Annotated in this window: 15 protein-coding genes and 1 tRNA gene; 8 read left to right on the forward strand and 8 right to left on the reverse strand. The window is 72.1% G+C overall.

The window, feature by feature from the left end:
- The first annotated feature begins 126 nt into the window (after positions 1 to 126).
- Positions 127 to 912, forward strand: a complete 786-nt coding sequence (locus tag ACIRPU_RS19520) for a GntR family transcriptional regulator (RefSeq protein WP_403868608.1) — start codon at positions 127 to 129, stop codon at positions 910 to 912.
- Positions 913 to 926: 14 nt separating this feature from the next.
- Here ACIRPU_RS19520 and ACIRPU_RS19525 read toward each other — a convergent pair whose 3' ends face one another.
- From ACIRPU_RS19525 to ACIRPU_RS19545, 5 genes are all read right to left on the reverse strand, one after another.
- Complete coding sequence (locus ACIRPU_RS19525; RefSeq protein ID WP_355702425.1) at positions 927 to 1,685, reverse strand: SDR family NAD(P)-dependent oxidoreductase; 759 nt, start codon at positions 1,683 to 1,685, stop codon at positions 927 to 929.
- A gap of 2 nt (positions 1,686 to 1,687) precedes the next feature.
- Complete coding sequence (locus tag ACIRPU_RS19530) at positions 1,688 to 2,902, reverse strand: acyl-CoA dehydrogenase family protein (protein ID WP_403868611.1); 1,215 nt, start codon at positions 2,900 to 2,902, stop codon at positions 1,688 to 1,690.
- A 131-nt stretch (positions 2,903 to 3,033) separates the two neighbouring features.
- Positions 3,034 to 3,606, reverse strand: coding sequence for a TetR/AcrR family transcriptional regulator (locus ACIRPU_RS19535; RefSeq protein WP_355702365.1), 573 nt, complete (start codon positions 3,604 to 3,606; stop codon positions 3,034 to 3,036).
- A gap of 69 nt (positions 3,607 to 3,675) precedes the next feature.
- Positions 3,676 to 4,662: an aldo/keto reductase gene (locus ACIRPU_RS19540; protein ID WP_403868614.1), complete on the reverse strand. Its 987-nt coding sequence runs from the start codon at positions 4,660 to 4,662 to the stop codon at positions 3,676 to 3,678.
- Between the two features lie 181 nt (positions 4,663 to 4,843).
- A tRNA-Pro gene (locus tag ACIRPU_RS19545) sits at positions 4,844 to 4,920 on the reverse strand.
- Between the two features lie 100 nt (positions 4,921 to 5,020).
- On the opposite strand from ACIRPU_RS19545, the gene ACIRPU_RS19550 reads away from it, so the two are divergent.
- Genes ACIRPU_RS19550 through ACIRPU_RS19560 form a run of 3 tightly spaced genes read left to right on the forward strand, consistent with a single transcriptional unit; the run spans position 5,021 to position 8,520 of the window.
- Positions 5,021 to 5,551 carry a DUF309 domain-containing protein gene (locus ACIRPU_RS19550; RefSeq protein ID WP_403868617.1) on the forward strand — a complete coding sequence of 177 codons (531 nt, stop codon included), beginning with the start codon at positions 5,021 to 5,023 and terminating at the stop codon, positions 5,549 to 5,551.
- Positions 5,552 to 5,593: 42 nt separating this feature from the next.
- Positions 5,594 to 6,367 (forward strand): precorrin-6A synthase (deacetylating), encoded by a 774-nt coding sequence (gene cobF / locus ACIRPU_RS19555; protein WP_403868620.1) that lies wholly within the window; start codon positions 5,594 to 5,596, stop codon positions 6,365 to 6,367.
- Positions 6,368 to 6,426: 59 nt separating this feature from the next.
- A complete protein-coding gene (locus ACIRPU_RS19560; protein WP_403868623.1) occupies positions 6,427 to 8,520 on the forward strand; it encodes an MDR family MFS transporter in 2,094 nt (697 codons plus the stop codon).
- 246 nt (positions 8,521 to 8,766) lie between these two features.
- Here the strand turns inward: ACIRPU_RS19560 and ACIRPU_RS19565 are convergent, their stop codons facing one another.
- Together ACIRPU_RS19565 and ACIRPU_RS19570 are read right to left on the reverse strand one after the other, a co-directional pair.
- Positions 8,767 to 9,540, reverse strand: a complete 774-nt coding sequence (locus ACIRPU_RS19565) for a sulfite exporter TauE/SafE family protein (protein WP_403868625.1) — start codon at positions 9,538 to 9,540, stop codon at positions 8,767 to 8,769.
- Between the two features lie 179 nt (positions 9,541 to 9,719).
- Positions 9,720 to 10,907: a thiolase family protein gene (locus ACIRPU_RS19570; protein ID WP_403868628.1), complete on the reverse strand. Its 1,188-nt coding sequence runs from the start codon at positions 10,905 to 10,907 to the stop codon at positions 9,720 to 9,722.
- A 112-nt stretch (positions 10,908 to 11,019) separates the two neighbouring features.
- Here ACIRPU_RS19570 and ACIRPU_RS19575 point away from each other — a divergent pair, with 112 nt between their 5' ends.
- Genes ACIRPU_RS19575 through ACIRPU_RS19590 form a run of 4 tightly spaced genes read left to right on the forward strand, consistent with a single transcriptional unit; the run spans position 11,020 to position 12,988 of the window.
- On the forward strand, positions 11,020 to 11,820 hold the full coding sequence (locus ACIRPU_RS19575) for a lysophospholipase (protein ID WP_403868631.1): 801 nt from the start codon (positions 11,020 to 11,022) through the stop codon (positions 11,818 to 11,820).
- Between the two features lie 54 nt (positions 11,821 to 11,874).
- Positions 11,875 to 12,132, forward strand: coding sequence for a WhiB family transcriptional regulator (locus ACIRPU_RS19580; RefSeq protein WP_355702373.1), 258 nt, complete (start codon positions 11,875 to 11,877; stop codon positions 12,130 to 12,132).
- A complete protein-coding gene (locus ACIRPU_RS19585) occupies positions 12,129 to 12,611 on the forward strand; it encodes a Dps family protein (protein WP_403868634.1) in 483 nt (160 codons plus the stop codon). Before ACIRPU_RS19580 ends, ACIRPU_RS19585 begins: the two co-directional genes overlap by 4 nt.
- Positions 12,612 to 12,655: 44 nt before the next feature.
- On the forward strand, positions 12,656 to 12,988 hold the full coding sequence (locus tag ACIRPU_RS19590; RefSeq protein WP_403868637.1) for a DUF3140 domain-containing protein: 333 nt from the start codon (positions 12,656 to 12,658) through the stop codon (positions 12,986 to 12,988).
- A gap of 32 nt (positions 12,989 to 13,020) precedes the next feature.
- On the opposite strand, the gene ACIRPU_RS19595 is transcribed toward ACIRPU_RS19590, so the two are convergent.
- Positions 13,021 to 14,265: an amidohydrolase gene (locus ACIRPU_RS19595; RefSeq protein WP_403868640.1), complete on the reverse strand. Its 1,245-nt coding sequence runs from the start codon at positions 14,263 to 14,265 to the stop codon at positions 13,021 to 13,023.
- Positions 14,266 to 14,339 lie beyond the last annotated feature (74 nt).

The following is a 14,339-nucleotide window of genomic DNA, read 5'->3' on the forward strand; positions in this document are numbered from 1 at the left end:
GACGTACCCCTCATGCGGACGGAGACGTTCGAAAAGGACCGTGTCGCCCTCGCCGGGCGGGAGTTGACCCTGTCGGACGCCGCCGCTCTCCCACCCGACCCCCCACCGACCCGAGGAGGCGCCCCGATGGCGAAGACCGGCGACCGATCCCGTGCCGTGCCCGGCTCCGCGCTCGACCTGCTGCACCTCGCCCTGGACCGCACCAGCCCCGTGCCGCTCTACTACCAGCTCGCCCAGCAGTTGGAGGGGGCCATCGAACGGGGCGCGCTCACCCCGGGCAACCTCCTCGGCAACGAGATCGACCTGTCGACCCGCCTGGGCCTGTCCCGCCCGACGGTCCGCCAGGCCATCCAGTCCCTGGTCGACAAGGGGCTCCTGGTGCGCCGACGGGGCGTCGGCACCCAGGTCGTGCACAGCCAGGTGAAACGGCCGCTGGAACTGAGCAGCCTCTACGACGACCTGGAGGCGGCCGGTCAGGGACCCACCACCCATGTCGTGCGCAACGAGCAGGTGCCGGCGACCGCCGACGTGGCCGCCGCGCTCGGAGTCCCGGAGGGCAGCGAGGTCACCCTCCTGGAGCGGCTGCGCGCCACGCACGGACAGCCGGTGGCGTTCCTGTGCAACTACCTGCCCCCGGCCCTCCTGGACCTCGACACGGAACGCCTGGAGTCGACCGGCCTGTACCGGCTGCTGCGCTCGGCGGGCATCACCCTGCACAGCGCCCGCCAGACCATCGGCGCCCGGTCCGCCACCGCCGAGGAGGCCGGCCTCCTCGCCGAGAAGGAGGGGGCGGCCCTGCTGACCATGCAGCGCACGGCGTACGACGACACCGGTCGGCCGGTCGAGTACGGGACGCACATCTACCGCGCGTCCCGGTACGCGTTCGACTTCCAGCTGCTCGTCAGACCCTGAAGGCCGCCGGGGACCTACCTCGGGGCCATCCGCAGCGCGCCGTCCATACGGATGGTCTCGCCGTTGAGGTAGTCGTGGTCGACGATCGCCAGGGCCAGCCGGGCGTACTCCTCGGGTCGCGCCAGACGGCGCGGGAAGGGGACGCCCTCGGCGAGGGAGGCGCGGAACTCCTCCGACACCGTCGCCAGCATCGGCGTCTCCACGATGCCCGGGGCGATGGTGCACACCCGGATCCCGTACTGCGCGAGGTCGCGGGCGGCGGGCAGGGTCAGGCCGACGACCCCGCCCTTGGAGGACGCGTAGGCGGCCTGGCCGATCTGCCCGTCGTACGCGGCGATGGAGGCGGTGTTGACGATGACGCCCCGCTGGCCGTTCTCGTCGGCCTCGGTCCCGGCGATGGCCTCCGAGGCGAGCGTGAGCACGTTGAAGGTGCCGATCAGGTTGATCTGGATCACCTTGGCGTACAGGCCGAGGTCGTGGACGCCCCGCTTGCCGAGGATCCGCGCGGACGGGCCGATACCGGCGCAGTTGACGACCGTGCGCAGCGGCACACCGGAGCCCGCCGCGGTGGCGACGGCGGCGCCGACCTGCTCGGGGTCGGTGACGTCGGCCGGCACATAGGTCACGCCCGGCACCTCGGGCGCCTTGTCGATGCCGTCCTTGAGGTCGAGGGCGAAGACCTTGGCACCGCCCTCGGCGAGGGCCTTCGCGGTGGCCGCGCCGAGGCCGGACGCACCGCCGGTGACAAGGGCGGCGGTGTTCTCGAGCTGCATCATCACTCCTTGCCGAGGACGGTGAGCACACCGCCCTCGTCACGGTCCAGCGCACGAGAGATGATCATGCGCTGGATCTGGTTGGTTCCTTCGAAGATCTGCATGACCTTGGCCTCGCGCATATAGCGCTCCACCGGGAAGTCACGGGTGTATCCGTACCCCCCGAGGACCTGCACGGCGTCCGTGGTCACCCTCATGGCGTTGTCCGTGGCCACGAGTTTGGCGATCGAGGCCTCCCGTGTGAAGGGCAGGCCGAGATCCTTCAACCGGGCGGCGGACAGCGCGGTGGCCCGCGCCGACTCGATCGCGGCGCCCATGTCGGCGAGCACGAACGCCAGCCCCTGGTGCTCGATGATCGGCTTGCCGAAGGTCTCCCGCTCGCGCGCATAGCGCACCGCGTGGTCGAGAGCCCCCTGGGCGAGGCCGGTGGCTACGGCCGAGATGCCCAGCCGGCCGCAGTCGAGGGACGCGAGCGCGATCTTCAGCCCCTGCCCCTCCTGCCCGATCCGGCGCTCGACGGGCACCCGGACGTCCTCCAGCCGCATGGTCGCGGTCGCCGAGCCCGTCAGGCCCATCTTCCGCTCCGGCGGATCGGCGCTGAGCCCCGGGGTGTCGGCCGGGATCAGGAAGCAGGAGATGCCGTGCGCGCGGTCGTCGGAGGTGCGGGCCATGACCGTGTAGAAGTCGGCGTAACCGCCGTGCGTGGTCCAGGCCTTGGTGCCGTTCAGGACGTAGTGTCCCCCACTCTCGGCTCCGCTCGAGCGGGAGGTGCCCCCATCCTCGCGGACCGCGCGGGTGAGCATGGCCGCCGGGTCGGAGCCGGCGTGCGGCTCGGACAGGCAGTACGCGCCGAGCAGCTCACCGGCCAGCATGTCCGGCAGCCACCTGCGCCGCTGCTCCTCGGTGCCGAAGCGGGCCAGCGGGAAGCAGGACAGGGCGTGCACGGAGATGCCCACGGCGACGCTCGACCAGACCGCGGCGACCTCCTCCAGCACCTGGAGGTAGACCTCGTACGGCTGGTCCGCCCCGCCGTCCTCCTCCGCGAAGGGCAGCCCGAGCAGACCGCTGCGCCCGAGGGTGCGGAAGACGTCCCGGGGGAACGCCCCGTCCGATTCGGCGTCGGCGACGCGGGGGGCGAGTTCCTTGGCGGCCAGGGTGCGCGTGAGCTGGATGAGCTCGACGGCTTCCTCGGTCGGCAGGGCACGAGTGGCAGGCATGGTGACCTCCACGTAGGAGTACCGGTCAGTACTGGAAGTGATACTGGAGTGCGTACGAACGTATCATTCACAGTACGGCACGCGTGCGGCGCACGGCATCCGACCGCAGGGGGAAAGTGTCCGCTTCAGGTTCAGGAGGAGACGGCGTGCACGATGAGCGACGCGAGCTGTTCGTACGCCTCCGCGTCGGTCAGCCCGGTGCGGGTCTTGAGCTCGCCCTGCTGGATCTGGCGCATGGTCGCGGCGGCGACCTCTCCGACGAACGCGGTGTGCACCTCGCGGAAGGCGCCGTCCGAGACGCCGTCGGCGATCAACCGGCGCACCCGCTCCGCGGCCATCCGCGTGTTCGCCTCGTACACCTCGCGGGCGGGCGGGAAGTCCGCCACGTCGTCGAGGAACCGGCGCGAGAGCGGGCGCAGCTGTTCGGCCACGGCGGTCAGGTACGCGCGGACGCGGTCCGAGGGGTCGACGGTCTGCGCCACCCGCTTCTCGACCGCCTCGGTGGCGCCGCGGAAGTAGTGCTTGACCGCCTCCACGACCAATCCCTGCTTGCTGCGGGCGAGCTGGTACAGGGTCGTCTTGGAGCAGCGCAGCCGCTCGGCGAGATCGTCCAGGGTGAGGTCCGAGAACCCCTCCGCCGTCAGTAGCGCGACGAGTCGTTCCAGCAGGTCGGCCTGTCTGGCGGTGCGGCGGGTGGACGGCATGATCCCAGCGTAGCCTCCCCGGTTACTCCCGGAATGCCCCCCGGTCGGCGTCCGGTGGGCGTCCGGTCGTCAGTGCGCGGCGTCCAGCCGGGCGCGCTGCTCCGCGGTCAGTTCCAGGTCGACGGCGGCCAGGTTCTCCTCCAGTTGCGCCACCGACGAGGCCCCGGCCAGCGGGACGATCGGCAGTTCCCCGCCCAACTGCCAGGCCAGCACCGTCTGGTTGACACTCGCGCCGGTCTCACGGGCGACCTCGCGCAGCACGGCGAGCCGGGCCGGGGTGCCCGGGTGGTCGTAGTCCGGCGGCAGGGGCTTGTCCCGGCGTACGTAGGCGCCGGCGAGCAGCGGCGAGTAGGCGACCAGGGTGAGAGCGGGCTCGGCCCGCAGATAGCCGAGGAGTTCGGCGCCGGCGTGACCGAGGGTGCCGTCCGGGAAGAGCTCGCTGGGGACGTCGAAGCGCGGGCGCAGATGACTGTGCTGGTACTGGAGCACCTCGTAGCCGGGCAGTCCCGCCACGGCGGCGAGGGCGCGGGCCCGCTCCACCCGCCACATGGCCTGGTTGCTCACCCCGAGCAGGCCGACCGTGCCCTCCGCGACGAGTTCCGCGAAGCCCTCGACGGTCTCGCGCTGCGGGACGGCGTGGTCGTCGATGTGGGCGTAGAGCAGATCCAGCTTGTCGACGCCGAGCCGGTCCCTGCTGCGTTCGGCGGACTCGCGGATCACCTTCGCGGACAGCCCCTCCGCGTTGTCCGTGTAACTGGTGCCCGGCGCCAGCGGCCGGGCGCCGAGCTTGGTCGCGATGACGATCTCGTCGCCGACGCCCCGGCTGCGCCGCCACCGGCCGATCAGTTCCTCGCTCTGGCCGCCCTGGCCGCCGTCGACCCAGAAGGCGTAGTTGTCGGACGTGTCGACGAAGTTCCCGCCGGCCTCGACGTACCGGTCGAGGATCGCGAAGGACGTCTCCTCGTCCGTCACCGACCCGAACAGCATCGCGCCGAGCGCGAGCACACTGACCTCGCGCCGGGTGGCCGGGTCGGTGCCTATGGTGCGGTACTTCATGCTGGATCCTCCCGTTCGGCCGGTGCCCTCCGGCTCGAACGGGAGTCTTCCGCTTGAAGTGCGCTTCAGGGCAAGGGCTTTTACCGGCCCGCGAAGCGGGCCGTCGAGCCGACGGCGCGCCTGAACGCACCGAAGCCGCCTTCCCGTTGATGAGAAAGCGGCTTCCGACCTGCCGTGAAGCTGGTCGGGACGACAGGATTTGAACCTGCGACCCCTTGACCCCCAGTCAAGTGCGCTACCAAGCTGCGCCACGTCCCGGTGCGCTGCGTACGGTGTTCGCCGTGCGATCGCGCGAACAGCACTTTACCCCACACCGGGCGGTGCGCCGTAGCGGGCCCGGGCGCGGGACAATCGCCGTATGGACGGTGTGGACAGCGCAGGAGGTACGGACGGCGGCCGGTCCGGCGGTCCCCGGGACCGGGACGGCGAGGGGCGGGCGCGCAACGCCCGGCCGCGGGACGGACTCGGCCGGCCCCTGCCGTACGGCACGCCCGGTGTGGAACGGCAGCCCGAGGGGGTCGTCCGCACCCCGGAGGCGACCGTCGCCGAGGCCCAGACCCTGCTGGACGCCGGGAAGCCGTTCCACGCGCACGAGGTCTTCGAGGACGCCTGGAAGTCGGGTCCCGCGTCGGAGCGCGCCCTGTGGCGCGGGCTCGCGCAGCTCGCGGTGGGCCTGACGCACGCCGCCCGGGGGAACCTCACGGGCGGGGCGCGGCTGCTGCGACGCGGTGCCGGGGCGCTGCGGGAGTGGGCGGCCGACGCGGGGCAGGACCGGCCGTACGGGATGGACCTCGCCGGTCTGGCCCGCTGGGCGCGGGAGCTGGCGGACACCGTGGAGCGGACCGGCGCCGCCGTGGACGCGAGGACCCGGGCGCCCCGGCTGCGCTGACCCGGCACGGTCACTGTCAGTGGCGTACGGCAGACTCGTGGCGTGCGAAAGATTCATGTCATCGGTATCGGCGCGGGCGACCCCGACCAGCTGACCCTCCAGGCGGTCCGGGCGCTGCGGAGCACGGACGTGTTCTTCGTCCTGGACAAGGGCGAGGTGAAGAGCGACCTGACGCGGTTGCGCCACGACATGCTCGACACGCATCTGCCGGACGGTACGTACCGGGTGGTCGAGGCCCGGGACCCGGAGCGGGACCGCGGGGCCGGCGGCACGGCCTACTCCCCCGCCGTCGGGGACTGGCGCAGCGCCCGCGCCGAGATCTACGAGCGGCTGATCACCGAGGAACTCGGCGAGGACCAGAGCGGCGCGTTCCTGGTCTGGGGCGACCCGGCGCTCTACGACAGCACGCTGGCCATCCTCCAGGAGGTGCTGGCCCGGGGCGCGGTGACCTTCGAGTACGACGTCGTCCCCGGCATCAGCAGCGTCTCGGCGCTCGTCGCCCGGCACCGCACGGGCCTGAACCGGGTGGCGCGTCCGGTGCAGATCACGACGGGCCGGCGGCTCGCCGAGGGCTTCCCGGACGGGGTGGACGACGTGGTGGTGATGCTGGACGCCCACCAGACCTTCCGGCAGTACGCCGAGGAGGACGTCGACATCTACTGGGGCGCCTACATAGGGACCCCGGACGAGATCCTCGTCTCCGGTCCGATCGCCGAGGCCGGCCCCCGCATCGAGCGGCTGCGCGCCGAGGCACGCGAACGCAAGGGCTGGATCATGGACACCTATCTGCTGCGCCGCGACCCGGGGCGGGAGTAGCTCCCCCGGGCGGCTCGTCCCCGCGTGCGCGCGGCGGGTGCCGGTGTGATCGTGACCTCGTGACCGTCACCGAGGAAATCGCTCCGGCCGCCGCCCAGCCGCCCGTCCTGGACTCGCGCCGACGGAACATCGTCTTCGGGACGATCGTGCTGGGGATGCTCCTCGCGGCTTTGGACCAGACGATCGTGGGCACGGCGCTGCCGACCATCGTGTCGGACCTCGGCGGGGCGGCGCACATGTCCTGGGTGGTCACGGCGTACCTCCTCGCGGAGACCGTCGCGACCGTGCTGGTCGGCAAGTTCGGTGACCTGTTCGGCCGCAAGGTGGTCTTCCAGGTCTCGGCGATCGTGTTCATCACGGGATCGTTCCTGTGCGGCCTGGCGACCAACATGTCGCTGCTGATCGCCTGGCGGGCCATGCAGGGCGTCGGCGCGGGCGGTCTGATGGTGACGGCGATGGCGCTGATCGCCGACGTCATCCCGCTGCGGGAGCGGGGCAAGTACCAGGGCGCGATCGGCGCCGTGTTCGGCGTGGCCACCGTCATCGGACCGCTCCTGGGCGGGCTGTTCACCGACCATCTGTCCTGGCGGTGGGCGTTCTACGTCAACGTGCCCATCGCGATCGTCGTCGTCATCGCGGCCGCCAAGACCATCCCGGTGGTGAAGTCGGCGGTCCGGCCGGTCATCGACTACCTGGGCATCGCGCTGGTCGCGGTCGGCGCGAGCGCGCTGATCCTGGCGACGAGCTGGGGCGGCAACGAGTACGCGTGGGACTCGGGCGTCATCATCGGCCTGTTCGTGGGCGGCGTCGTCGCCCTCGCCCTGTTCTGCCTGGTCGAGACGCGGGCGCGGCAACCCATGCTTCCCATGCGGCTGTTCGGCAACCCGGTCTTCTCCGTCTGCTCGATCCTCAGCTTCATCGTCGGCTTCGCGATGCTCGGCGCGCTGACCTATCTGCCGACCTATCTCCAGTACGTCGACGGCGACTCGGCCACGGTCTCCGGCGTGCGCACGCTGCCGATGGTGCTCGGTCTGCTCATCGCGTCGGTCTTCAGCGGCAACGTGGTCAGCAAGACCGGGCAGTACCGTCTCTTCCCGATCGTCGGCTCGCTGGTGATGGGCGTCGGCCTGTACCTGATGTCCCTCATGGGCCCCGGCACGGGCGCGTGGCTGGAATCGCTGTACATGTTCGTGCTCGGCACCGGCATCGGCCTGTGCATGCAGGTGCTGACGATCGCCGTGCAGAACACCGTCGAGTACGCCGACCTGGGCACCGCCACCTCCGGCGTCACCTTCTTCCGCACGCTCGGCAGCTCGTTCGGCACGGCGGTCTTCGGCACCCTCTACACCAACTCCCTCACCCCGAACCTGAAGGACGGCGTCGAGGCCGCCGCCTCGGCGGCGGCGGGCAGCGTCGACACGGCGACCATCGCACGGGCGGCGACCAGCCCGGAGGGCCTGCACCGGCTGCCCTCCGCGGTCGCCGAACCGATCGTGCACGCCTACGCGGACACCATCCAGACGGTGTTCCTGTGGACGGTGCCGGTCGCGGCCGTCGGTTTCGTCGTCGCCCTCTTCCTGAAGCAGGTCGAGCTGCGCGACAGCGCGCGGATGAGCTCCACCGACATGGGCGAGGGGTTCGGCCAGCCGTCCGGCGCGGACTCCCGGCGGGTGCTGGAGACATCCGTCGCGAAGATCATCGGCGGAACCGACGCGGACACCGCGCGCCGGATCGTCGAGGACTCCGACACTCGCCTCGACGTGGCCGGGGCGTGGGCGGTGATGCAGGTCGAGCTGTTCACCCGGATGGTCGGCCACACGAGCCTCGGACTCGTCGCCGCCCGCCGGCGGCTGCCGCCGGAGGTGCTGCTGCCGGTGTTCGACCGCATGGTCGACGAGGGCTATCTGACCCGCCACGGTTCCCTGCTGTCCCACACGGAGGCGGGCACGCGCGAGGCCTGGGTGATCACCCACGCGTGGGGCGAGTGGCTGGAGGAGCGCGTGGCGCAGGACATCGGCCGCCCGGCGGGCGGCGACCTGCGGGCGGCGGTGGACACCATCGCCAAGCGGCTTCTGGTCGAGGACCTCAACGAGGGTCTGCCCCGACACCGGCCGGAACCGGAGCCGGAGCAGGCGGCCGTCGCGGCCCCCTGAGCACCGGCTGCCGGGCCGTACGGCTAGGGCCTCTCTTTCGGATCTTGCCGTCGCTCGCGGGGTCTGGCACGCACATCTGCGGCGTTGTCGTCGGTCGCCAACTCCCCCACGCTCGACTGCGCTCGCGCGGGGGGACCCCCATCGCGTCGACTCCCTCCTCCGCCTTGCAGCTGCACGCACCAGACCCCACTCGGGTCGCGAACAAGGCACCGCCGCTCCAAGCCGACCTGATCCGAAAGAAAGGCCCTAGCGCAGCAGCAGTTGGAGGCCGCCCACCACGGTCGCCGCGATCACCAGTCGCTCGAAGAGCCGCTGGTTGATGCGGGGCACGGCCCACTTGCCGAGCAGCGCGCCGGGGACGACGAACGCGACGAGCGCCGCGTCCAGGAGAAGCGATGCGCCGTCGATGAGCCCGAGGCTCGCGCTGAACGGCACCTTCGAGACGTTGACGATGAGGAAGAAGAACGCGGAGGTGCCGAGGAAGCCGAGTTTGCGGAAGCCCGCCGAGAGCAGGTACAGCGACATCACCGGACCGCCGGCGTTGGCGACCATGGTGGTGAAGCCGCCGAGGACGCCGTAGGAGCGGGCCTTGACGCGGCCGGCCCGGGTGACCACGGCGTCGGGTTCGTCGCCCGCGTCGGCCGTGCGGCGCCGCCACATCGTGACGCCCGCCATCAGCAGCAGGATCGCGCCGATCGAGGTGCGCACCATCCCGTCGTCGGCCCAGACCAAAAACAGCGTCCCGAAGACCACTCCGGCCGCGACCGCCGGGAACAGCCGCCACAGCGTGGGCCAGTGGGCGTGCCGCCGGTAGGTGAGGACGGCGAGGACGTCGCCGGCGATCAGGATCGGCAGCAGGACGCCCGTGGAGGCGCGGGCGGGCAGGATCGCCGCGAAGATCGCGAGACTGACCGTGTTGGCCCCGCTGACGGCCGTCTTGGAGAAGCCGACGAGCAGGGCCGCGAGGGCCAGCGCCGCGAACTCCCAGCCGGTGATGTGCCACAAGTTCATCGTGTTCATGCGGAGACCGATGCTACGCACACCTACCGGACGGCCAGAAGGCCGTCTCGCCTGGTGGCCTCCCGGTTCTGTCCGCCCGAAGGCCTCTCGCTCGGCAGCCTCTCGCTCGGCAGCCTCTCGCCCGGCGGTCCCGGCCGGCGGTCCCGGCCGGCGGTCCCGGCCGGCGGTCCCGGTACCTCTCAGTGCCTCTCCACCAGTACCGCGCTGCCCTGTCCGACGCCCACGCACATCGTGGCCAGCCCGCGCTCCGCTCCCGTGCGGCGCATACGGTGCAGGAGGGTGGTGAGGATGCGGGCGCCCGAGCAGCCGAGCGGGTGGCCGAGGGCGATCGCACCGCCGCTGGGGTTGACCAGGCCGGGGTCGATGCCGAGCTGGTCGACGCAGGCGAGCACCTGGGCGGCGAACGCCTCGTTGAACTCGGCCTCCTGGACGTCGTCGACGCTCCAGTCGGCCCGGGCCAGCGCCTTGCGGGTGGCGGGGACCGGTCCGATGCCCATCACGTCGGGGTGGACCCCGGCGGAGGCCCCGGCGACATAGCGGCCCAGGGACTCCAGGCCCAGCTCGTTGAGTGCCTCCTCGCTGACGAGGAGGAGTCCGGCGGCGCCGTCGTTCATGGGTGAGGCGTTGCCCGCGGTGACCGTGCCGCCCGCGCGGAACACGGGCTTCAGCTGCACGAGCTTCTCCGGCGAGGTGTCCTCGCGGATGCCCTCGTCGGCGTCGACGACCACGCCGTCCGGGCGCCGCACGGGCAGCAGTTCGTCGTCGAAGTGGCCGTTCGCGCGGGCCAGCGCCGCCAGTCGGTGGCTGCGCAGGGCGAACTCGTCCTGGCGTTCGCGCGTGATGCCGTACCGGGTGGCGACCTCCTCGGCGGTCTCTCCCATGGCGAGCATGCCGTGCAGGTCTTTCATGGCGGGGTTGACCAGGCGCCAGCCGAGCCGGGTGTCGACGGTCTCGATCCGGTGCGGGAGGGCCTCGTCGGGGCGGGCCAGGACGAAGGGGGCGCGGCTCATCGACTCGGAGCCGCCGGCCAGCACGATGTCGGCCTCGCCCGCGGCGATCATGCGGGCCGCGGTCGTGACGGCCTCGAGCCCGGAGGCGCACAGCCGGTTCACCGTGGCGCCGGGCACGGTCTCGGGGAGGCCGGCGAGCAGGGCCGCCATCCGGGCGACGTTGCGGTTGTCCTCGCCCGCCTGGTTGGCGGCGCCCCAGTAGACGTCGTCGATACGGGCCGGGTCGAGTGCGGGCACCTCGGCGACGAGGCCGCGGATGACGGTCGCGGCGAGATCGTCGGGCCGGACGTGGGACAGGGCCCCGCGCAGTCTGCCGACGGGGGTGCGGCGGGCGGCCGCGAAGTGGACGGGACGCACGTCAGGACTCCTTGATTAGCACTGCTAGTTTTGGACTATAGACCCCGGCCCGACCCCCTGGGAAGATCCCCGCAAGCCTTCACCGGCCTTCACCGACGCAGCTGGAGGAGCGATGACCGAACACGTCCTCACCGGGACCCGCGGCACGATCGCCGTGCACGAGTGGTCCGCTCCGCGGCCCCGCTTCCTCGCCCTGCTGGTGCACGGCTACGGCGAGCACGCCGGCCGCTACGGGGAACTCGCCGGTGTGCTCACCGGGCACGGTGCGGCCGTCTTCGCCCCGGACCACATGGGTCACGGAAGGTCGGCGGGCGAGCGCGTGATGATCGAGGACTTCGAGGACGTGGTCACCGATGCGCACGCCGTGGCGCGGCTCGCCCGGGCCGCGCACCCGGACCTCCCCCTGATCGTGATCGGGCACTCCATGGGCGGCCTGATCGCGGCCCGGTACGCCCAGCGGTACGGCGACACGCTCGCCGCGCTCGTGCTGTCCGGACCGGTGATCGGCGGCTGGGAGCTGCCCGCGCGGCTGCTGGCGCACGCGGAGATCCCCGACGTCCCCGTCTCGCCCGCCGCCCTCTCCCGCGACCCCGCCGTGGGCGCGGCCTACGCGACGGACGAGCTGGTCTGGCACGGGCCGATGAAGCGGCCGACGCTGGAGGCGTTCGCACGCACCCTGCGGACCGTGGCCGAGGAGGGCGACATCGGCCCGCTGCCCCTGCTGTGGCTGCACGGGGACGAGGACCGGCTGGTCCCGCTGCCCGGCAGCCGGACCGGCGTCGAGCGGCTGAGCGGCGGCGCGCCGACCGAGCGGATCTACCCGGGAGCCCGTCACGAGGTCTTCAACGAGACGAACCGCGCCGAGGTGTTCGCGGACGTGACCCGCTTCCTGGACGGTGTGCTCGCTCGCTGAGACGGACGCGGATGCGCCTGTTTGCGGTGGTGTGACCGGGGCACCCGCGCCTGCATGGAGTGGTTGCGCAGTGCCGCCTGTGTGGGCGAGGACCCCGAGTTGTTCTTCCCCGTGGGCACGAGCGGACCCGCCCTGCGCGACGTCGCGGCGGCCAAACGCGTCTGCGCCCGCTGCACGGTCCGCGCCGAGTGTCTGTCCTACGCGTTCGCGATCGGACGGACCTCGGGCGTGTGGGGCGGGACCGGCGAGGAGGAACGCGCGGAACTGCTCCGTACCGCCAGAGACGACGCGACGACGAGGAGCACCGCATGACTGTCGTGAAGAGCCCCCTGCCCGAACCGGCCCGCCAGGTCACCTTCGACGCGTTGCAGACCACCCTCGTGGATCTCCTGGGCCTCTCCCTGATCGGGAAGCAGGCGCACTGGAACATCGTGGGACCCCGGTTCCGCTCGATCCATCTCCAGCTCGACGAGGTGGTCGCGACGGCCCGTTCGTACGCCGACACGGTCGCGGAGCGCGCGGCGGCCCTGGGCCTGCCGCCCGACGGCCGCCCGGAGACGATCGCCTCGGCGTTCACCCTGCCGTCCCCGAAGGACGGCTGGCTGCGCGACGAGGACGTCGTCCAGGTGATCGCGGAGACGCTGGGGGCGGCCATCACCCGGCTGCGCGAGCGGATCACGACGACCGAGGAAGCCGATCCGGTCACCCAGGACCTGCTGATCGGCATCACCGCCGAGCTGGAGAAGCAGCGGTGGATGTTCGAGGCGGAGAACTGGCCGCGCGAGAACTGATCGACGCGAGGGAACTGATCGACGCGAGGAACGAGGAATCCGTCATGCCCGACGCACTCGAACTCGACGCGCTGTGGGAGGACTTCCACCGCGTGGTGAACATGACCTCACAGGAGCTGGCCGCCTGGCTGCGGGTGCGCGACGCCGAGGAGAACGCCGAGCCCCTGCCCGACGAGGCGGGGACCACCACCGGGCAGCAGGTGCTGGCGATCCTGCAGAAACGGCGTACCGACCTGACCGACGACGACGTCCGCGTGATGTACACGGTCGTGGACACGGTCACCGCGCAGGCGGACCTGGAGAACGAACCCCGGGCCGAGGACACCCGCGGACGCCGTCGTCTGATGACGATCGGCCACGATCCGCTCAAGCCCTGAAGCCCCGCGCGGGCCGCCCGCGCCCCCGCGCCTCAGCCGGTGAGCCGGGAGAGCGCCGCCGACACCAGCGTGCGCACTCCCGGCACCAGCACGGACAGGTCCGGCGCGAACAACGGGCTGTGGTTTCCCGGCACGCCCGCGAACTTCTCCCGCACCTCCTCCCCCGGCGCCGCCTCCCACACGGGCGCCGGGGTCGAGGTCACGTACCAGTAGTCGTACGGCACGCCCGCCGGGGCGAGCAGGGAGAAGTCCTCGCTGCCCAGCGCCTGCCCGAAGTCGAACACCGTGTGCTCGCCGAAGAGTTCACCGTGCACGGCGGCGATCTCCCCGTCCAGCGCCGTGTCGTTGACGGTGTTCGGGCAGCCGGGGTGGACGGTGACCTCGGGCGGCACCGGGCAGCCCGCGGCGGCGCACTCCCCCTCGACGACCCGCCGGATCGCGGCGAGGACCCGCTCCCGCGCCCGGACGTCCTGGGTGCGCACGTTCAGCGCGAGCCGGGCCTCTGCGGGGATGATGTTGGCACTCGTACCGGCGTGGAAACTCCCCACCGTCAGCACCACCGACTCGCTCGCCGCGACCTCGCGCGCGACCACGGTCTGGAGCCTGGTCACGACGTACGCGGCCGTCACGACGGGGTCGACCGTCGACTCGGGCCGTGAACCGTGCCCGCCCACACCGTGCACGACGACGTCGACGTCGTCCGAGGCCGACAGGGTCAGGCCGGGCGTGTGCGGGTAGAACCCGGCGAGGCCCGGCGCCGCGTGCTGGCCGAACAGCACGTCCGGGCGCGGGAAACGGGCGTGGATCCCGTCGGCGACCATCGCCGCCGCGCCGCCCCCGGCCTCCTCCGCGGGCTGCCCGACCACGACGAGCGTCCCGGACCAGACGTCACGGGCGGCGGCGAGCGCCTCGGCGGCCGCCGCCAGCCAGGTGACGTGCAGATCGTGACCGCAGGCGTGCATCACCCCGTCGACGGTCGAGGCGTACGGCAGCCCCGTCGCCTCCCGCACGGGCAGCGCGTCCATGTCGCCGCGCAGCCACACCACCGGCCCGTCACCGTTCGCGAGCACCCCGACGACGCCGGTGCGGGCCACCCCTTCCGTCACCTCGAACCCGGCCGCGCGCAGCCGCAGGGCCAGCTTCGCGGCGGTGCGGTGTTCCTGGAACGACAGCTCGGGATGCCGGTGCAGGTCCTGGTAGAAGCCCGCCAGCCGGCCGGGTTCGAGTCCCGAGGTGATCTCGCGGGTCAGACGGGCGACGACGACCGGTTCGCTCATACAGCGCAGCCTAGGCCGTGTCCGCGAAGTCCCGCCCGGCTCGCGACGCCCGGCACGCACTCCCGCGGAGGGCT

The sequence above is a fragment of the Streptomyces sp. NPDC102259 genome (genome assembly GCF_044766465.1).
In the GTDB taxonomy this organism is placed as follows: domain Bacteria; phylum Actinomycetota; class Actinomycetes; order Streptomycetales; family Streptomycetaceae; genus Streptomyces.